Below are 19044 nucleotides of genomic sequence, written 5' to 3'. Positions count from 1 at the left end.
ATAGAACAATGCTGGCATATGATGCAGACCTGGAATTATTCCGCGATAACTTTAAACGCTTTATGAGCGAACAGATTGCACCGCACTATGAGCAATGGGAACGTGAGGGCAAGATTCCACGTTCGGTATGGAATGCGCTGGGTGAAAATGGCTTTCTTTGTGTGGATGTTCCAGAAGAATATGGGGGCTATGGTGTGCCAACCCATTACTCCTTAATGTTACTCGAAGAGTCTGCACGTGCAGGATTTAGTGCACTCTCTATTGGTTTGTCATGTCACTCGGATATTGCTGCACCCTATATCCTGCATATCGCCACTGAAGAACAGAAGAAATACTGGCTGCCTAAAATGGTGACTGGTGAGGTGGTCGGTGCCATCGGTATGACTGAACCAGGTGCCGGTTCTGACTTGCAGGCAATTCGAACCAGTGCCATTTTGCAGGACGACCACTATCTGTTAAATGGTTCCAAAACTTTTATTTCGAATGGTCAGCATGCCGATCTGGTAGTGCTGGCTGTAAAAACCGATCCACAGGCACGTGCCAAAGGTGTTTCACTGCTTTTGGTAGATACTCATCTGGAAGGTTTCAAGAAAGGCACCAATCTGGACAAAATTGGCCTGCACTCACAAGATACCTCTGAGCTGTTCTTTGATAATGTCAAAGTGCCAAAAGATCAGTTACTCGGTCAACCAGGCCAAGGCTTTGCATACCTGATGCAAGAACTGCCACGTGAGCGCACTGCGATTGCGGCTACGGCTTTGGGTGCGATTCGTGGTTCAATTGATATCACCACGACCTATGTCAAAGAGCGTCAAGCCTTTGGTCAGGCAGTGGGCCAATTCCAGAATACTCGCTTTGTATTGGCACAGGCCAAGATTGATGAACTGGCAACAGCGGCGTTTTATAACCAGAATGTTGAGTTGTATATGCAGGGCAAGCTGAATGTTGAAACGGCAGCAGCCTTAAAAAGTTTTTCAACTGACATGCAGATGAAAATTGCGGATAATTTGCTCCAGCTGTTTGGGGGCTATGGCTATATGACTGAATATCCGATTTCCCGTTTCTTTGTCGATGCGCGTATCCAAAGGATTTATGGTGGTACGAACGAGATCATGAAAGAAATCGTGGCACGTAGCCTATTAGGTCGCTAAAAGTATTTCATTCGCTATAAAGTAAAAGTGAGCCTATAAGGGCTCATTTTTATGTAAGGGAGCAAATGACATTTTTCATATTTTAAGACCTTAATACTTCTAGGCACTCATCAATAAACACAGGTAAATCGTCTGGTACACGTGAAGAGATCAACTGGTTATTATCATTGACCAGTTCTGCATCATAATAACGACCGCCTGCATCTTGCAGCCAGTGCGCATGGTCACGAATACTGGTAATAATCCGATCTTTCAGCACGTCAGCCGCACCGAGTAATAATGAAGCATCGCAGATGCTAAAGATGGTTTTATTGGCCGCATTAAATTCCTGAATCAACTTTAGAACGACAGCATCTGAAGTGAAGGTCAGGGGGGATTCTCCACCTGGAATTAGTAATGCGTCAAAATCATCGACACAGATCTGGTCAATACTTTCATCTATGGTCACTGAAGCTGTATGTTTCCGACCATATATGACCTTTCCAGCTTCATGGTCAATATTGCAGATACTGTGACTGGCAGCACGAAAGGCTTCTACAGGTTCAAAATATTCCTGATCATCAAAGTTATGAGTAACGAGCACAGCTATTCTTTTTGGCATGTATTTGCTCCTGCCTAAGTTTTGAACAGACTAGCGGGATAAGGTTTAAAAATCGTCCCTGCTTTGTAAATAAATACATGTTAAATGTAAAAATCTCTGTTAAAACAAGTAAAAAAAGCATATGTGCCGGATGTTGAGCGGTAATTTTAAAATGAACTATTGATCATCTAGCAACATCTTTCTATTGCTGATTTTTGAGTCTTTGCATGATTTTTCTTATGGTTAAAATCGTTATATAGATTAAGAAATAATGATAATTCATCCATCCTAAAATCAGTTAAGATGCAAACGCAAACTTTACAATTTGATAATGTAATTTTTGCTAAATACGCTGTGGAAAATGTTACCAAACATTGCAGATGCGATGAGTGGTTAGGCAACGCATAAATAACTGACTTTTAAAAGACAAAGTCATATTGCGTAACATTTGAAAGCTTACTATTGTTATACTGAAACAGTTACGGTTTATGAAGGGCGACATAACAATGATCAACGACGATCAAAACACTACGACTTCTCTTGATTTGGCTAAGATTCGTGAAGATATCGATTCAGTTGATCAGCAAATTCAGCAATTGATTAATCGCCGTGCGCGTTTGGCAGAAGCTGTAGCAAAAGCAAAGTTTGCTTCAGAAGAGAATCCACTGTTTTACCGTCCTGAACGTGAAGCGCAGGTTTTGCGTAATGTTATGGAACGTAATGAGGGGCCACTGTCTGATACCACCATGGCACGTCTGTTCCGTGAAATCATGTCGGCATGTTTAGCGCTCGAAGCACCACAAAGTATTGCTTTCCTGGGGCCTGTGGGTACCTATACGCATTCAGCAGTATTGAAACATTTTGGGCATGATGCTGTAGTACGTCCATTGCCAACCATTGATGAAGTGTTCCGTGAAGTAGAAGCGGGAAGTGCGCATTATGGTCTGGTACCAGTTGAAAACTCGTCTGAAGGTGTAGTGAACCATACTTTAGACTGTTTCAAAACTTCGCATCTGAATGTGATTGGTGAAGTAGAATTGCCAATTCATCACCAGTTCCTGATCTCTGAAAATACCCGTAAAGACAGTATCAAGCAGATTTATGCGCATCAGCAAACTCTGGCACAATGCCGTAAATGGTTAGATGCCCATTATCCAGGTGTTGAGCGTGTCGCACTCAGTTCAAATGCTGAAGCAGCGCGCCGTATTCAGAATGAATGGCATTCTGCTGCAATTGCTTCAGAAATTGCTGCGAACATCTATAATCTTGAGATTATGCACAGCAATATCGAGGACAATCCGGAAAATACGACACGTTTCCTGGTGATTGGCCGCGAGAAAGTACCACAAAGCGGTAATGACAAAACTTCACTGCTGGTGTCAGCGCATGACCGCGCCGGTGCATTGCTTGAGATCCTTGCACCATTTGCCAAGCACAACATTAGTCTAACAAGTATTGAAACTCGTCCTGCACTGCCTGAAAAATGGGCTTATGTATTCTTTATCGATCTGGAAGGTCATATTGATCAGGAACATGTTAAAGCTGCGATTGAAGAAATTCGCCCATTGGTGAAAGAAGTTCGCGTATTGGGTTCATATCCTCAAGCTGTACTTTAAGTCAGCCATTTGTGGTCAGTGCGAGGGTGCTGACCACTGTTTCACACGTAAATCGGAAGTATAAAATGTCGTTCGTGCCAGCCAATCAAGGCATCTCAAAGTTAAAGCCATACCAGCCAGGTAAGCCAATCAGTGAACTTGAACGTGAGTTAGGGATCACCGATATCGTGAAACTTGCTTCAAATGAAAACCCGTTGGGCTGCTCAGATAAAGTCAAAGAAGCAGTCGCTGCAGAACTGGCAGAAATTGGCCGTTATCCCGATGGTGGTGGTTTTATCCTGAAAGATCAGATCAAAGAGCAATTTGGTTTTAATCATGACCAGATTACTTTGGGCAACGGTTCAAACGACTTACTGGAAATGTTTGCCCGCGCATTCGTTTCTTCAAGCGATTCTGTGATTTACAGCCAGCATGCATTTGCAGTATATGCTCTGGTAACTCAAGCGATCCATGCTGAAGCGATTGAAGTACCAGCAAAAGGCTTCTCGTATGATCTTGAGGCCATGGCGGCTGCAATTAAAGACAATACCAAGCTGATCTTTATTGCCAATCCAAATAATCCGACAGGCACCTGGTTTGAAGAAGCTGAATTTGAAGCGTTCATGCAGAAAGTGCCGGCAAATGTGATCGTAGTGCTGGATGAAGCGTATGTGGAATATTTCCCGGAAAACTTCAATAGCCTGAAATTCCTGAAGCAGTATCCTAACCTGATTGTCAGCCGTACTTTGTCTAAGTGTTATGGTCTGGCTGCACTGCGTGTTGGTTTTGCATTGGCATCGGTTGAAGTAACGGACTATTTAAACCGTATCCGTCAGCCATTTAACGTTAACCATTTGGCGATGGTGGCTGCAGTTGCTGCACTGAAAGATGAAGCCTTCATCGAAAAATCTCGTGAAGTGAACAAGGCAGGTATGGCACAGCTTGAAGCGGGTTTTAAAGCTCTAGGTCTAAACTATGTGCCATCTCGTGCCAACTTCATCCTGGTCGATGTTCAAGCAGATCCTGCTGAAACCTTTAATGGTTTATTAAAGCAAGGTGTGATTGTGCGTCCAGTGGGTATTGCTAACCACTTGCGCGTATCGATTGGTACCGAAGCTGAAAATGCCAAATTCCTTGCTGCACTCGGCAAAGTACTTGGCTTAGAGGCAAAAGCTTAAGTTATGTCGCAGCCACTGTTTGAAAAAGTTGCCTTTATTGGACTTGGACTGATTGGTTCAAGTCTGGCACGTGTGATTAAGGCTGAACATTTAGCCAATGACATCGTGGCATCGACCCGCTCGCAAAAAACGCTGGAAGATGCCAAAGCCTTGGGATTAATTTCCGAAGGCTATGCAGATCCTGTAGAAGCTGTCAAAGGTGCAGACCTGATCGTCCTGGCTTTACCCGTACGTGCTACGCAAAAAGTATTGGAAACGATTCAGCCTTATCTGGCTGAAGGTGCCATTATTACCGATGTGGGTAGCACAAAGGGCAATGTAGTTGAGGCGGCCAAAGCGGTTTTTGGTGATGCATTACCTGCAGGTTTTGTGCCGGGACATCCGATTGCGGGTGCAGAACATACGGGTGTGCATGCAGGTAAAGTTGATCTGTTTGTCAATCATAAGGTGATTTTGACGCCGTTGCCGACCAGTGCAGCGTGGGCAGTCGATAAACTGATTCAACTGTGGCAGGCGGCAAAAGCGGAAGTGATTTGCATGGATGTGGAAAAGCATGATGAAGTGCTGGCGCATACCAGTCATCTTCCGCATCTGATGGCCTTTAACCTGGTCGAACAACTGGCCAAGCGTGAAGACAATTTAGATATTTTTCGTTATGCTGCGGGCGGCTTTCGGGACTTTTCCCGAATTGCAGCCAGTGATCCACAAATGTGGCATGACATCTTTTTTGCCAACAAAAAAGCAATTCTGAATGCTGTAGATGGCTTTGAGGCTCAGCTAGAAATTATCCGCAAGCTGATTGAAGACGAAGATTCCCAAGCATTGATGGGCTTACTGGGACATGCGCAGGCAGCTCGCCAGCATTTCAACCATATGCTCGCCAAGAAACCTTTCATGGAGAAAAATCAAGTGACACAACAATTTACCATTCAGCCGGGTGCCAAGAAATTCCAGGGCAAATTTACCGTGCCAGGTGACAAATCTGTGTCACACCGTTCCATCATGTTTGGTGCTATCGCTGAAGGTACAACCCATGTGACCGGTTTCCTTGAAGGGGAAGATGCTTTAGCGACTCTGCAAGCTTTCCGTGATATGGGCGTGAGCATTGAGGGGCCTAAAAATGGTGAAGTGACGATTCATGGTGTGGGGATGCATGGTTTGAAAGCACCACAGTCTGCACTGTATATGGGCAACTCAGGTACATCAATGCGTTTGTTGTCCGGTATGCTGGCAGCGCAGAAATTTGATTCTGTGATGACCGGTGATGCTTCACTGTCTAAACGTCCAATGGAACGTATTGCCAAGCCTTTACGTGAAATGGGCGCGCAGATCCAGACTACGGGTGAGCGCGGTACGCCACCTGTATCCATCACCGGCAACCAAAACCTTAAAGGGATTCAGTACGATTTGCCAATGGCCTCTGCTCAGGTGAAATCAGGAATTCTACTTGCAGGCCTGTGGGCGGAGGGTGAAACTTCGGTAACTGAGCCTGAACCAACTCGTGACCATACTGAGCGTATGCTGCGTGCATTTGGTTATGAAGTGAAAACCGAAGGCAACCGAATTTCATTGCAAGGTGGTGGTAAGCTGGTCGGAACCAATATTCAGGTGCCTTCAGACATTTCATCTGCTGCCTTCTTTATGGTGGGTGCGGCAATTACTGAAAATGCAGACGTGACTTTAGAAGCTGTAGGTATTAACTCCACCCGTACTGGTGTCATTGAAATTCTGAAGCAAATGGGTGCGGACATTACGGTTGAAAATGAGCGTATTGCGGGCGGTGAACCGATTGCAGATATTCATATTCGTGGTACACGTACATTAAAAGGCATTCATATGCCAGAAGATCAGGTGCCATTGGCCATTGATGAATTCCCTGCATTATTCATTGCAGCGGCATGTGCCGAAGGTCAGACGATTTTGACCGGTGCTGCAGAGCTTCGCGTGAAAGAGTCAGACCGTATTCAGGTCATGGCGGATGGTTTAAAAACCATGGGTATTGACTGTACCCCAACTGAAGATGGCATCATCATTGAAGGTAAAGGCAAGGCAGGTGACTGGTCACCAATCTTTACCGGTGGTGAAATTGAATCGCATCATGATCACCGTATCGCAATGAGTTTCTCGATTGCAGGTCTGCGTAACTCAGGTGAAATCAAGATTGTCGGGACTGAAACAGTCGCGACCAGCTTCCCAACCTTTACTGCACTGACATCTCAGGCTGGTCTGGCGATTAAAGTGACAGAATAATCCTTAAATTTATGTGAAACAGCCAAGCTTTTGCTTGGCTGTTTTGTTTATATTGGCTTATGCTAAACCCATACAAGAAAAAAACCATTTGGATGTAGCGATGCGAAAATTAAAATTTATTGCCAATACTCAAAGCCAACAGCAATTACAGGATAGTCGTGAGACCCAAGAGTATGTCGCGCAATTTCTTGCTGATGAACTCGGAAAATATGGCTTTCAAACCCTGCCACAAAGTGGTGGACAGGTTGCTGTTGCAGTAGATGAACATGCATTGCCACTTTCGGTGAGTTGTGAAAGTCGCGACAGTGAAGGGCATTTTGTCTGTGAGATTGCGTCTTATCCAGATGAAGAACAAGACTGGCTGGATCGGATTACAGAACAAAGCCTTCTTAATCAACTGGCACAGGCCGTAGAAGCTTCACTCAAAGAGCAAGAAAGCTTTAGTGAATTCGAATGGAAAAATTAAAAAAAGCGGCCATTGAGCCGCTTTTTTTTAATTATGGAATTTTTACAGCATTAAAAAGCGCGTAATCGCAATACGCAACTGTTTGAGGTAACCAGTAAAGAAATGATTGGCACCTGGTAAAATGGTCAACAAATGACGCTGTGGTTTAGCCCATTCAATCAGATCCGACAACAGGGTTACATCATCGGCTTCACCATGTAGGAACAGAATGTCACCTTTAATATGCGGTGTTACATAGTGGCGTAAACCTGCTACGGTGGCGGTTGGCAAACCGCATAAAACAGTCTGTTTAGGCTGTAATTCTATAGGTAGCGTGGCATAGCTTTTGGCCATGACATGCGCACCGAAACTAAAGCCACCTGCATAGAATGGCAAGCCAATATGTTGAGTACGAGCGAATTTAATCACTTCAAGTACATCATCAGTTTCACCATAGCCTTCGTCATGTATTCCATCACTTTGACCAGAACCACGGAAACTTGGACGATAGACAACACAACCACGCTCTAAAAACATTTGTGCCAGCAATACTGGAACTTTATGTTGTGGTGTACCGCCTTGTAATGGATGGGGGTGACAAACAACCGCGAATCCTTTCACTTCACCCTGAGGATAATCCACAAAAACTTCAATTTGTCCCACAGGACCCTGAAGGAAAATTTGCTCGGACATAGGAAAATCGATAAATGAGGGGAGAAAGGCGTATTTTAACGATTGTATTAAGTAAAAACATGAATTGGAATTAAAATAACTCGACTGATATAGTTTGATTAATCACTTTTTAACCAGGTTGGCTATGCTCGCATTAATTTCCCCTGCAAAGACCCTCGACTACGAATCATCGTTACCAACAGATCAGCATACGCAAGCAAGATTGCTGGAACATTCCCAGGAATTGATAGAAGTTGCCAGCAAGTTATCAGCAACAGAAATTTCCAGTCTGATGTCAGTAAGTGAAAAAATTGCCAATCTTAATGTTGAGCGTTTCCGTGACTGGCAGCCAGAGTTTGATCTGTCAAATGCACGACAGGCGATTTTTGCCTTTAAGGGCGATGTTTATACAGGTCTGGATGCCTATAATCTAAAAGATCATGATATTAGCTATGCCCAGGAACATTTGCGTATGCTGTCCGGCTTATATGGTTTGTTACGTCCATTGGATCTGATGATGCCATATCGATTAGAGATGGGAACAAAACTTGCCAATTCTCGTGGTCATAACCTGTATGAATTCTGGGGACATACCATTACTGAGCTGATCAATTATGATCTCGCAGCGGCGAATTCAGAACTTTTGGTGAATATTGCTTCTGATGAATACTATAAATCTGTGAAGGAAAGTAAAATCCAGGCAGAAATCATCAAGCCTGTGTTTCTGGATCAGAAAAATGGCAAATATAAAGTGATTAGCTTTTATGCCAAGAAAGCACGTGGCCTGATGGCACGCTTTATTATTGAAAACCAGATCGATCGCGTAGAGGGACTGAAAGGTTTTAATACTGATGGGTACTACTTTGATTCAGAGAGTTCTCTTAAAGGTGAGCTGGTGTTCAAGCGTGATGAACAACTCGCTGCTTAGGTAGTCTTATTTAATAAAAAAAGATCATCTGTGGGTGATCTTTTTTTATATATGAATAATTAAGCATTAAAAAGGCGCATAAAATAAGTTTTTTCTTTTTACAGATAAGAATTCTGCTACAAAAAGAAGCATTAATTTTAAAGGATAAAATTTATTCTATTTCAAAGTAGAACGGCAAATATGGGAGAGTTAGCAGTTAAAATATACAAGTTTTAATCGATGATTTTGACAATGGGTCAGAAAAATTGATTTAGAAAAATTTATAGATAAGGCTGTAAGAAACTCAATTTTCCCCATTCTTTATTTCAAAATAATTAAAGTTTATTTAAATTAAATATTCACTAGAAATAGATATTTATTTAAGATTTTCATAATTAATTTTAATTATAGGATTTTTTTATAAATCATTTTTGAATCCCTATAAAGGGAATTACCTCTCCTATAAGGAGGCTTGCGGAGCATGCTCCTCAGAGAGAGATTTTTTCTAATAAATCTCCTCACCCTGTTCGAAGTAATATTTCTCATCCCAAAGGGAGAAAGGGCTTTTAATATCTATAAATATGAATAAAACAATCATTTTTTGATTTATGAAAGAAATGTATTTTAATAAAAATATTTAAGAAGATTAATGCTTTGTATTAACAATAAAAGCATTATTTTTTTATTGTAGAATTCCTGATATTGATAAAGCTAAACTGAGTCAATTAGGTTACAAATTCATAATATTGATTACAATTCATATAGAATTTCACCTACTTTGTCACATGATTAGTTGATAATTTATTCATACAATTTTAAAAATGTAAAAGAATGCCTATAATTATGAAAAGTTATGTAATTCCAGTTTGCGCTTTATTGGTCGGGGTACTGGGATACTATGTGTATAAGCAAAGTGAAAACAGGCGCCAGCAGGAAATAAGCCGCATTATTACCGATGCCAAGATTTCTTTGCAGGCAATTGAGGGTAAGCACATTCGTCATTAAGAAGATATCTGCTTGAGTGAGCTATTAACTGCATAAAATCAATGAACTTTTCAAATGACTGTACAGTTGAAAATTGAATAGAGAATTAAAGTTAAATTTTAGAAACAATAAAAAATCAATGTGTTATAATTCTGAAAACAAAATATTGGATCAGATTTGAGTTATTGTAACCAATTGATTCAATTCATTTATTAATGAGCTGCATAAGGTTATGCAGCTTTTTTGTTTAGTTTTTTTGTGCTTAGTGCATAGTTACTGTTTTGCTGTGCTTTAAGATTACTTGACCCGTCGAATAGCGATGCTGGCATATTCGTTGCTAACTCATCCGCAAAATCCTTTACCTAATAAGTAGAGGGATTTTATGGAATGCTCAGGCATAAAGTTTACTCAATAGGGGCTAGGTCATGACGACTCCTAATCCATCTTCCGAAAACATGCTGGAACGTCTGTTCAAACTGAGTGAAAACAAAACCAGTTTCCGTACAGAAGTTCTTGCAGGTGTAACGACATTCTTAACGATGTGTTACATCATTATTGTCAATCCAATGATTTTATCCGAAACAGGGATGGATCATGGGGCTGTCTTCGTTGCAACCTGTCTTGCAGCCGCAATTGGCTGTCTGGTGATGGGTCTTGTAGCAAACTATCCAATTGCGCTTGCACCTGGCATGGGCTTGAACGCTTTCTTTACCTATTCTGTATGTCTGGGAATGGGTGTGCCATGGCAAACTGCATTGGGCGCCGTTTTTGTGTCAGGTCTGGTATTTATTGCCATCAGTATGTTCAAAATACGTGAGGCAATCGTCAATGCTATTCCAATGTCCTTAAAACTGGCGATTGGTGGTGGTATTGGTTTGTTCCTTGCGCTTATTGCGCTGAAAAATGCAGGAATTATTGTCGATAACCCAGCAACTTTAGTTGGTCTAGGCGACCTTAAACAGCCATCGGTATTGCTTGCATTGCTTGGTTTCTTAATGGTTGTTGTGATGCATCATTTTAAAGTTCGTGGTGCAATTATCATCAGTATTTTAGTACTGACGGGCATTTCGGCTGCCATGGGCCTGAGCGAATTTAAAGGTGTGGTCGGTGCTGTACCTTCAATTGCGCCAACTTTTATGCAAATGGACTTTGAGGGTTTGTTTACTGCAAGCTTGATCGGTGTCATCTTCGTATTCTTCTTGGTCGATTTATTCGACTCAACAGGTACTCTTGTTGGTGTTTCTCACCGCGCAGGTTTATTAAAAGATGGTAAATTACCTCGCTTGAAAAAAGCACTATTTGCTGACTCATCTGCAATTGTGGCAGGTGCAGCATTAGGTACGTCTTCAACTACACCATATATTGAGTCTTCAGCAGGTGTAGCTGCAGGTGGTCGTACAGGCTTAACCGCAGTGATTGTCGGTTTCCTGTTTATTGCCTGCTTATTCTTGGCACCTCTTGCTCAATCTGTACCAAGCTTTGCAACAGCACCAGCCCTTTTGTTTGTGGGTGTGTTGATGATTCAAGGTATCGTGCATATTGATTGGGACGATATTACAGAAGCTGTTCCAGCATTCTTGACTATCGTATTCATGCCATTCACGTATTCAATTGCTGATGGTATCGCGATGGGTTTTATCAGCTATGCTTTGATTAAATTACTCACAGGTAAGGCTTCAACTGTACCGTATATGGTGTGGATTGTTGCTGTGCTTTGGGCATTGAAATTCGCGCTATTCGGTGGCTGATTTTTGTCAAATTCAGAAAGGGTGTAAACTCAGTTTGCGCCCTTTTTTATTTTTCTCAGGTTTAATCAGGAGTAGTGATGAACCGTCTTGAATTAATACAGGCGATGCCAAAAGCAGAGCTGCACGTGCATATTGAAGGTACTTTTGAACCTGAGTTAATGTTTGCAATTGCACAACGTAATGAGATTGCCATTCCTTACCAGTCGGTCGAGGAAGTTAGACAGGCCTATAATTTCCATAATCTGCAATCCTTTTTAGATATTTATTATGCCGGTGCTAATGTTCTGATTCATGAACAGGATTTTTACGATCTGGCCTGGGCATATTTTGAAAAATGTGCCGAAGACAATGTTGTACATACCGAAATGTTCTTCGATCCGCAAACCCATACCGATCGTGGAATTGCTTTCGAAACAGTACTGAAGGGTCTGCAACGTGCGTGTGATGATGCCGCAGAAAAACTCGGTATTACTTCACATCTGATCATGTGTTTTTTGCGTCATCTCAGTGAAGCAGCAGCATTTGAAACTCTAGAACAGGCTTTGCCATATAAAGATCAAATTATTGGGGTGGGGCTGGATTCAAGTGAAGTTGGACATCCGCCCTCTAAATTTGAACATGTCTTTGCTAAAGCGCGTGAAGCAGGTTTCCTGATTGTGGCACATGCGGGTGAAGAAGGTCCGGCAGAATATGTCTGGGAAGCTTTAGATCTGTTGAAAGTGAATCGTATTGATCACGGTGTACGTTCTGAGGAAGATCCGGGATTGATGCAGCGTTTGATTGCAGAAAAAATGCCGCTGACAGTATGCCCACTTTCAAACTTAAAGCTTTGTGTGGTGGACGATATGCAGCAACATAATATTCGTCGCCTGTTACAGCAGGGTGTGCATGTCACTGTGAATTCGGATGATCCATCTTATTTTGGTGGTTATATGAATGACAATTTTATTGCTATTGCTGAAGCTTTGGATCTAAGCAATGATGAGTTAAAACAGTTGGCGATCAATTCCTTTGAAGCCTCATTTATCAGTGAAGCAGACAAGGCTAACTGGATTAGTAAGATCAAAGCATTGGTTTAAGTAAACTGTACATAAGAGGTGGAGTTCGCTCCGCCTTTTTTCTGTTGAATGAGTAAATTCATGAAAAAATATATTATCGCGATATCTGTGGCTGTTTTGGCTTTCTGGACACATAGTCATGCCGATATAAGCCTGACTCAAAAAGCTTTAAAGCCAGTGATTGCCTATCAATGTGGGCAAGAGCTCAAAGATTCCACAGTCTGGAAAGTCTCGACCTATCTGATGCAGGACGCTAATAAAGCCAAACTGGAACACAATGTCTGTGATTGTGTGGGTGAACATGCTTTAAAAGATGTGCCGGCATCAACTTTGCTTAAAGCAACAGTAAATGAAGAAGCGAAAAACCAGTTGGCACGTCAAGCTGTAGCGAATAGTCTGAAAGGCTGTGTACAGGAATTAGTGAAATAGGTCAGGGTTTTCAATGGGCGTCGTTTAATTGCACAACTGACTCCATGGGCTGAAATAGTGATTTATTCACGCTTTAATTTTCGGCAAAATAGTGCATCTTTAATTCACAACATAGGATTTACAGTGAAAAAATTAGCAGCTGTACTTGCACCCATGGCTTTTGTTTTAACTGCTTGTGTTACCACTGATGGTACAACAGGTTCAACTGCTGCAACTACAGCGAACGGCTTGGCAATGGCTGCAGTCAAAGTAGGCGTGCAAGCAAAATGCGTCACTGAAATCAACAATAATACCTACTGGAAAACAGCATCTAAGTTGATGACTGAAACTCAGCAGACTGAATTACAAAACGAAGTATGTTCATGTGTAGCTGAGAAAGCGACTACTAGCGTAACAGCAGCTGACCTGGTTATTGCTGCAATGGACAAAACTTCTCAAGCAACCTTGGTAACTAAAGTGGTAAGTAGCACATTGAATGCCTGTGTTGTAGAAACTTTGAAAAACTAAGCAAGATTTGCTTAAATGAGCGGCCACTTTGGCCGCTTTTATATTTGGGCTGAATAATTGAAGGAAATATGATGCGAATTGCAGGTGTAGATGAGGCAGGGCGTGGTCCATTGGTGGGTTCAGTGGTGGCGGCTGCAGTTATTCTTGATCCGAATAATCCGATTGAAGGCCTGAATGACTCGAAAAAACTCACTGAAAAGAAACGTGAGAAGTTATTTATTGAAATTCAGGAAAAAGCATTGGCTTGGGCAATTGCCGAAGCATCTGCAGCAGAAATTGATGAACATAATATTTTGCAGGCTTCATTGCTGGCGATGCGTCGTGCGGTAGAAGCACTTGATATTCAACCAGATCATGTACTGGTTGATGGCAACAAGATTCCTCGAGGTTTGGCGATGAGTTGTGATGCTGTCATTGGTGGGGATGCACTGCATGCCGAGATTTCAGCAGCAAGTATTCTGGCTAAGGTAACTCGTGATCATCAGATGGTTGAAATGGATCATAAATTCCCACACTTTGGTTTTGCCAAGCACAAAGGTTATCCAACCAAAGCACATTTTGAAGCAATTGCCTTGCATGGGGTAATTGAAGAGCATCGACGCAGTTTTGGTCCTGTGCGTAAAGCCATTGCAGCTATGCAGGAACAGAGTGAACTGGAGCTATAAGACATTTATAGAATATTTTATAAATACATAGAATGTCTAAGTGAAGTGCGGTAAAAGTGTAGAAAAAAATAAAAGCGGCCTAGAGCCGCTTTATTATTTTTCGCAGAAATTAACGATTAAAGTTATTCTGAGAAGAGGTATCATCTTCAAATGAAGGCTGATAGTCCTGGTCAATATGTTGAAGATGCTCATGCATTGCACGTTCATGCTGAATACGCTGGTAAATTTCTTCACGGTGGACAGAAACTTCCTTTGGCGCATTCACCCCAATACGTACCTGGTTGCCCTTTACGCCAAGCACAGTCACGCTGACTTGGTCTCCAATCATCAAAGTTTCTCCGACACGGCGAGTCAGAATCAGCATGTTTATCTCCTTGCAAAACGCTAAACGTGCATTCAATTTAGAATGTATGTTGAAACACAACTTGAAATCACAAGAGAAAATCGAACAGATCACCACGCACCATCTTGGTTGGGATTATCATCTATTTAAATTTTCTATAAATCCTCGCCCTTAATATAACAGAGCCACTATAAAAAAAACTATAGTGGCTCTGATTTTTTATGAAGTTTTGCAAAATAATGTCAGACAACGACAATAAATTACAAATCAATCATTAAGCACGTGCGCTTGATTCGCCAGACTCACGATCTAGACCAAATGCAGTGTGAAGTGAACGTACCGCAAGTTCTAGGTAGTTTTCTTCAATGATCACTGAAATTTTAATTTCAGAAGTCGAGATCATCAGAATGTTAATGCCTTCGTCTGCAAGAGCAGTAAACATTTTGCTTGCTACGCCTGCATGTGAACGCATACCTACACCCACGATTGACACTTTTACGATGTCATCACGAGTCGCTACTTCACGTGCACCAATCGCTTGCGCTGTTTCTTCAAGGATTTTTTTCGCTTTTGCAAGCTCGCCACGGTTGACTGTGAACGTGAAGTCGGTGGTGCCATCTTCTTCAACGTTTTGGATGATCATATCGACTTCGATATTGGCATCACCAATTGGTTTTAAAATTTTAGAGGCAATACCTGGTTCGTCTGGAACACCCAGAATAGTCAGTTTAGCTTCGTCACGGTTAAACGCGATACCAGAGATAATTGGCTGTTCCATGTTGTCTTCCAATTCAGTAGTGATAAGGGTTCCGACGTTGTTTTTGAAGTCTTCATCAAACGCGCCATCGTTGTCGTTGTCGAAGCTTGAAAGTACGCGTAATGGCACTTGGTATTTACCTGCAAATTCAACTGAACGAATTTGAAGGACTTTAGAACCAAGGGATGCCATTTCCAGCATTTCTTCAAACGAAATACGGTCAACTTTTTTCGCTTTTGGTGCAACACGCGGATCAGTTGTATAAACACCATCTACATCTGTGTAAATTTGGCATTCATCAGCTTTTAATGCAGCGGCAAGTGCAACACCAGAAGTATCTGAACCACCACGACCTAGAGTCGTTGTGTTGCCATTGGCATCAAAGCCCTGGAAACCTGCCACTACAATGACACGGCCAGCATCTAGGTTTTCAGTCAAAACATCGGTATCAATCGCTTCAATACGAGCCTTGGTGAAAGCGCTGTCGGTTTTAATCCCAACCTGGCGACCAGTCAAAGATTTAGCTTCAACACCGATCGAGTTCAATGCCATTGCTAACATCGAAATCGTTACCTGTTCACCGGTAGAAACCATTTGGTCAAGTTCACGCGGGTCAGGGGTTTCGGTAATGGCTTTCGCTAAAGCAAGTAAGCGGTTGGTTTCACCACTCATCGCTGATACAACAACAACCACCTTGTGGCCGTGGTCATGCCAGCGCTTCACACGACGAGCAACATTTAAAATGCGCTCGGGAGTACCCATTGAGGTACCGCCATATTTTTGAACGATTAATGCCATAGTTGTTCCATTCAAACCATGACCCTGATGTTCCAATCAGGGTCAGTTACACAAAATGAAGTTTTTATTTTGCTTCAAGCCAAGCTGCTAAATCAGCCATCACTGTTGCAAACTTCTCGTTAAGTGGCGCGCCACCTTGTGCCAAGTCAGGTTTACCACCACCTTTACCACCAAGCTCAGTTGCCAAGTGTTTGATGATGTCACCCGCTTTAATAGAAGCAGTAAAGTCTTTCGCCACAGATGCGATCAAGCTCACCTTGTCACCCTCTACACCTGCAAGAACAATCACTGCATTTTCTAATTTAGATTTCACACCATCGTGCAAGTTACGAAGTGCTTTTGCATCCATGCCTTGAACGGTTGTGATGAGTGTTTGACGACCCGCAAGTGTTTGAACTTGGCTTAACAGTTCACCCGCTTGTAGGCTTGCCAGTTTTTGATTCAGTTGTTCGATTTGTTTTTGCAAGCTTGATGCTGTGTCAACAATCGCTTCAACTTTCTCTATAGTTTGGTCTTTTTGTGCTTTCAATAAGCCATTAATCGTGTTGATGTCACGATCCGCTTTTTGAGCAACTTCAATTGCTTTAGTGCCTGTCACCGCTTCAATACGACGCACACCGGCTGCCACACCACCTTCAGAGGTGATTTTGAACAGGCCGATGTCACCTGTACGTTTGACGTGAATACCACCACAGAGTTCGATTGAGAAGTTTTTCTCTTCAATCACTGAACCCATAGACAGTACACGTACTTCGTCACCGTATTTCTCGCCGAATAACATCATCGCACCTTTTGCTTTTGCAGATTCGATGTCTAAAAGTTCAGTCGTTACTTCAGTGTTGGCAATCACTTCAGCATTCACAAGACGTTCAATTTCTTGAAGTTGTTCAAATGTCACAGGTTGGTCGTTGGCAAAGTCGAAACGTAATACGTCAGACGCAACCAATGAGCCTTTTTGCTGTACGTGTGAACCTAAAATTTGACGAAGCGCAGCATGTAGAAGATGCGTTGCAGAGTGGTTACGTGCAGTTGCAGCACGGATGTCTGCTTTTACAGTCGCTTCTACATTTTGAGTAACTTTCAGGTTACCCATGGTCACGATACCTTGGTGAACGAACGCACCGCCAGATTTCTTGGTATCTTGAACTTCGAAAATACCGGTATCGTTTTTAAAGATACCTGTATCGCCGATCTGACCACCGCTTTCTGCATAGAAAGGTGTTTGATTCAGTACGATTAATGCTTCATCGCCTTCAACCACTTCATCGACTTGCTCGCCATCTTTATAGATTGCGATGATTTGACCTTCACCCGCAGTTGCATCGTAGCCGTCAAATTGAGTTTCACCTTCAACTTTCACAACAGAGTTGTAGTCGATCGCGAATTTACCGGCATCACGTGCACGTTGACGCTGAGCAGCCATTTCAGTTTCAAAACCAGCTTCATCAATCGTTAAATCACGTTCACGTGCGATGTCCGCTGTAAGGTCAGTTGGGAAGCCATACGTATCGTAAAGTTTGAATACAACTTCACCTGGAATCACGGAACCTTTCAGTTGAGCTAATTCACCTTCAAGCAATTTCAAACCTTGCTCAAGTGTTTTTGCAAATTGCTCTTCTTCTTTCAGAAGTTGCGCTTCGATACGAACTTGTTGTGCTTCAAGTTCAGGGTAGGCAGCACCCATCACTTCAATCAAAGGCTTCAACATTTTGTGGAAGAATGAACCTGTCGCACCCAATTTGTTACCGTGACGAACTGCACGGCGGATGATACGACGTAGGACATAACCACGACCTTCGTTTGATGGATTTACGCCATCAGCGATGAGGAATGAACATGAACGTGCATGGTCAGCAACCACTTTAAGTGATGCAGGGTATTCAACTGGTTTGCCTTCAGCTTGTGCTTTCGCTTCAAGTTCAGCTGTATCTAAACCAATGATTTCCGCAGCTCCTTTTAACAAATGTTGGAATAGGTCGATTTCGTAGTTTGAGTTGACGTGTTGTAGAACTGCCGAAATACGCTCTAAGCCCATACCTGTATCAACAGAAGGAGCAGGAAGAGGGTGAAGCACACCATCAGCAGTACGGTTGAACTGCATGAATACGTTGTTCCAGATCTCGATGAAACGGTCGCCATCTTCTTCAGGTGTGCCCGGTAAACCGCCCCAAATGTGATCGCCATGGTCATAGAAAATTTCAGAACATGGACCACAAGGACCTGTATCGCCCATTGCCCAGAAGTTATCTGATGCGTATTGACCGCCTTTGTTGTCACCAATACGGATAATGCGAGATGCATCCAGACCGATTTCTTTGTTCCAGATGTCAAAAGCTTCGTCATCGGTGTGGTAAACCGTGGCATAAAGTTTGTCTTTAGGAAGACCTAACCATTTTTCGTTGGTTAAGAAATCCCAAGCAAATTTGATCGCATCACGCTTGAAGTAGTCACCAAACGAGAAGTTACCCAGCATTTCAAAAAATGTGTGGTGACGCGCTGTGTAGCCAACGTTATCTAAGTCGTTGTGTTTACCGCCTGCGCGTACGCATTTTTGTGAAGATGTCGCACGTACATAATCGCGCTTTTCCAGACCTAAGAAGCAGTCTTTAAACTGGTTCATACCGGCGTTGGTAAACAATAATGTTGGGTCGTTGGCAGGAACCAGAGAACTCGACGCGACACGTGTATGCCCTTGCGATTCAAAGTAGCTTAAAAAAGCTTCGCGAATTTCAGCTGATGTCATAAAACGAGTACTCACAACCAAGTCACTCCATAATTTCTGATTGGGCAAAAGCAGTGCAGTCTGACAAGAAGGTTGGTTCTTTGCTGCAATGCGGGGCTTAAATTTTTAAAAACGCCAAATTATAACGGAAAATGCCTGTTCGACCAATGATTTTCATATTTATAGATCATAAAACTCTAAGGAATGAATATTGGTAAATTCTGGAAAATGACCTGCAAAATCAAAAGCTATTGT

17 protein-coding genes are annotated in these 19044 nt (G+C 42.4%); 12 read left to right on the top strand and 5 right to left on the bottom strand.

Translation table 11 applies throughout. The features are described from left to right. Positions 1 to 8: 8 nt before the first annotated feature. Positions 9 to 1151 (top strand): acyl-CoA dehydrogenase family protein, encoded by a 1143-nt coding sequence (locus tag B3D47_RS00400; protein ID WP_004815368.1) that lies wholly within the window; start codon positions 9 to 11, stop codon positions 1149 to 1151. Positions 1152 to 1233: 82 nt separating this feature from the next. Here B3D47_RS00400 and B3D47_RS00395 read toward each other — a convergent pair whose 3' ends face one another. After that, the gene (locus B3D47_RS00395) at positions 1234 to 1752 is read right to left on the bottom strand and encodes a DJ-1/PfpI family protein (protein ID WP_286859322.1); all 519 of its coding nucleotides are present in this window, start codon (positions 1750 to 1752) and stop codon (positions 1234 to 1236) included. Positions 1753 to 2237: 485 nt separating this feature from the next. Here B3D47_RS00395 and pheA point away from each other — a divergent pair, with 485 nt between their 5' ends. The 4 genes from pheA to B3D47_RS00375 all read left to right on the top strand — a co-directional run bounded on the left by pheA (position 2238) and on the right by B3D47_RS00375 (position 7220). Next, entirely contained in the window at positions 2238 to 3347 is a 1110-nt protein-coding gene (gene pheA / locus B3D47_RS00390) for a prephenate dehydratase (RefSeq protein WP_004892523.1), read from the top strand. A 65-nt stretch (positions 3348 to 3412) separates the two neighbouring features. Beyond that, entirely contained in the window at positions 3413 to 4504 is a 1092-nt protein-coding gene (hisC, locus tag B3D47_RS00385; RefSeq protein WP_286859318.1) for a histidinol-phosphate transaminase, read from the top strand. A 3-nt stretch (positions 4505 to 4507) separates the two neighbouring features. Further along, entirely contained in the window at positions 4508 to 6754 is a 2247-nt protein-coding gene (locus B3D47_RS00380) for a bifunctional prephenate dehydrogenase/3-phosphoshikimate 1-carboxyvinyltransferase (RefSeq protein ID WP_286859316.1), read from the top strand. A gap of 100 nt (positions 6755 to 6854) precedes the next feature. Beyond that, positions 6855 to 7220, top strand: a complete 366-nt coding sequence (locus B3D47_RS00375; RefSeq protein ID WP_008302545.1) for a hypothetical protein — start codon at positions 6855 to 6857, stop codon at positions 7218 to 7220. Between the two features lie 42 nt (positions 7221 to 7262). Here the strand turns inward: B3D47_RS00375 and B3D47_RS00370 are convergent, their stop codons facing one another. Next, positions 7263 to 7892: an alpha/beta hydrolase gene (locus tag B3D47_RS00370; protein WP_004892534.1), complete on the bottom strand. Its 630-nt coding sequence runs from the start codon at positions 7890 to 7892 to the stop codon at positions 7263 to 7265. A gap of 124 nt (positions 7893 to 8016) precedes the next feature. On the opposite strand from B3D47_RS00370, the gene yaaA reads away from it, so the two are divergent. From yaaA to rnhB, 7 genes are all read left to right on the top strand, one after another. After that, positions 8017 to 8799 carry a peroxide stress protein YaaA gene (gene yaaA / locus B3D47_RS00365; protein ID WP_004892538.1) on the top strand — a complete coding sequence of 261 codons (783 nt, stop codon included), beginning with the start codon at positions 8017 to 8019 and terminating at the stop codon, positions 8797 to 8799. 822 nt (positions 8800 to 9621) lie between these two features. Then, the gene (locus B3D47_RS00360) at positions 9622 to 9783 is read left to right on the top strand and encodes a hypothetical protein (RefSeq protein ID WP_155756525.1); all 162 of its coding nucleotides are present in this window, start codon (positions 9622 to 9624) and stop codon (positions 9781 to 9783) included. Positions 9784 to 10187: 404 nt separating this feature from the next. Continuing rightward, on the top strand, positions 10188 to 11510 hold the full coding sequence (locus B3D47_RS00355) for an NCS2 family permease (RefSeq protein ID WP_004892544.1): 1323 nt from the start codon (positions 10188 to 10190) through the stop codon (positions 11508 to 11510). Between the two features lie 77 nt (positions 11511 to 11587). Further along, positions 11588 to 12589, top strand: coding sequence for an adenosine deaminase (locus tag B3D47_RS00350; protein WP_286859313.1), 1002 nt, complete (start codon positions 11588 to 11590; stop codon positions 12587 to 12589). A 60-nt stretch (positions 12590 to 12649) separates the two neighbouring features. Next, positions 12650 to 12997, top strand: a complete 348-nt coding sequence (locus B3D47_RS00345) for a hypothetical protein (protein WP_184104614.1) — start codon at positions 12650 to 12652, stop codon at positions 12995 to 12997. A 123-nt stretch (positions 12998 to 13120) separates the two neighbouring features. Beyond that, positions 13121 to 13504 carry a hypothetical protein gene (locus tag B3D47_RS00340; RefSeq protein WP_004892554.1) on the top strand — a complete coding sequence of 128 codons (384 nt, stop codon included), beginning with the start codon at positions 13121 to 13123 and terminating at the stop codon, positions 13502 to 13504. 71 nt (positions 13505 to 13575) lie between these two features. Next, entirely contained in the window at positions 13576 to 14169 is a 594-nt protein-coding gene (gene rnhB, locus B3D47_RS00335; protein ID WP_071320653.1) for a ribonuclease HII, read from the top strand. A gap of 109 nt (positions 14170 to 14278) precedes the next feature. Here rnhB and csrA read toward each other — a convergent pair whose 3' ends face one another. The 3 genes from csrA to alaS all read right to left on the bottom strand — a co-directional run bounded on the left by csrA (position 14279) and on the right by alaS (position 18825). Then, positions 14279 to 14533, bottom strand: a complete 255-nt coding sequence (gene csrA, locus B3D47_RS00330) for a carbon storage regulator CsrA (protein WP_004892562.1) — start codon at positions 14531 to 14533, stop codon at positions 14279 to 14281. 253 nt (positions 14534 to 14786) lie between these two features. Next, positions 14787 to 16067, bottom strand: a complete 1281-nt coding sequence (locus B3D47_RS00325; RefSeq protein ID WP_004892566.1) for an aspartate kinase — start codon at positions 16065 to 16067, stop codon at positions 14787 to 14789. 64 nt (positions 16068 to 16131) lie between these two features. Next, on the bottom strand, positions 16132 to 18825 hold the full coding sequence (gene alaS, locus B3D47_RS00320) for an alanine--tRNA ligase (RefSeq protein WP_286859308.1): 2694 nt from the start codon (positions 18823 to 18825) through the stop codon (positions 16132 to 16134). Positions 18826 to 19044 lie beyond the last annotated feature (219 nt).

Source organism: Acinetobacter sp. UBA3461, from assembly GCF_002381195.1.
GTDB lineage: Bacteria > Pseudomonadota > Gammaproteobacteria > Pseudomonadales > Moraxellaceae > Acinetobacter > Acinetobacter schindleri.
The sequence above is the reverse complement of the archived record's forward strand: the minus strand, read 5'-3'. Positions and strand labels throughout refer to the sequence as shown.

What these genes read in the sequence shown, in the direction of transcription:
- B3D47_RS00395 (WP_286859322.1), bottom strand. Translation starts at nt 1,752, where the DNA reads ATGCCAAAAAGAATAGCTGTGCTCGTTACTCATAACTTTGATGATCAG.
- rnhB (WP_071320653.1), top strand. Translation starts at nt 13,576, where the DNA reads ATGCGAATTGCAGGTGTAGATGAGGCAGGGCGTGGTCCATTGGTGGGT.
- hisC (WP_286859318.1), top strand. Translation starts at nt 3,413, where the DNA reads ATGTCGTTCGTGCCAGCCAATCAAGGCATCTCAAAGTTAAAGCCATAC.
- B3D47_RS00370 (WP_004892534.1), bottom strand. Translation starts at nt 7,892, where the DNA reads ATGTCCGAGCAAATTTTCCTTCAGGGTCCTGTGGGACAAATTGAAGTT.
- B3D47_RS00400 (WP_004815368.1), top strand. Translation starts at nt 9, where the DNA reads ATGCTGGCATATGATGCAGACCTGGAATTATTCCGCGATAACTTTAAA.
- pheA (WP_004892523.1), top strand. Translation starts at nt 2,238, where the DNA reads ATGATCAACGACGATCAAAACACTACGACTTCTCTTGATTTGGCTAAG.
- B3D47_RS00360 (WP_155756525.1), top strand. Translation starts at nt 9,622, where the DNA reads ATGAAAAGTTATGTAATTCCAGTTTGCGCTTTATTGGTCGGGGTACTG.
- B3D47_RS00380 (WP_286859316.1), top strand. Translation starts at nt 4,508, where the DNA reads ATGTCGCAGCCACTGTTTGAAAAAGTTGCCTTTATTGGACTTGGACTG.
- B3D47_RS00355 (WP_004892544.1), top strand. Translation starts at nt 10,188, where the DNA reads ATGACGACTCCTAATCCATCTTCCGAAAACATGCTGGAACGTCTGTTC.
- B3D47_RS00345 (WP_184104614.1), top strand. Translation starts at nt 12,650, where the DNA reads ATGAAAAAATATATTATCGCGATATCTGTGGCTGTTTTGGCTTTCTGG.
- csrA (WP_004892562.1), bottom strand. Translation starts at nt 14,533, where the DNA reads ATGCTGATTCTGACTCGCCGTGTCGGAGAAACTTTGATGATTGGAGAC.
- B3D47_RS00375 (WP_008302545.1), top strand. Translation starts at nt 6,855, where the DNA reads ATGCGAAAATTAAAATTTATTGCCAATACTCAAAGCCAACAGCAATTA.
- B3D47_RS00325 (WP_004892566.1), bottom strand. Translation starts at nt 16,067, where the DNA reads ATGGCATTAATCGTTCAAAAATATGGCGGTACCTCAATGGGTACTCCC.
- B3D47_RS00350 (WP_286859313.1), top strand. Translation starts at nt 11,588, where the DNA reads ATGAACCGTCTTGAATTAATACAGGCGATGCCAAAAGCAGAGCTGCAC.
- yaaA (WP_004892538.1), top strand. Translation starts at nt 8,017, where the DNA reads ATGCTCGCATTAATTTCCCCTGCAAAGACCCTCGACTACGAATCATCG.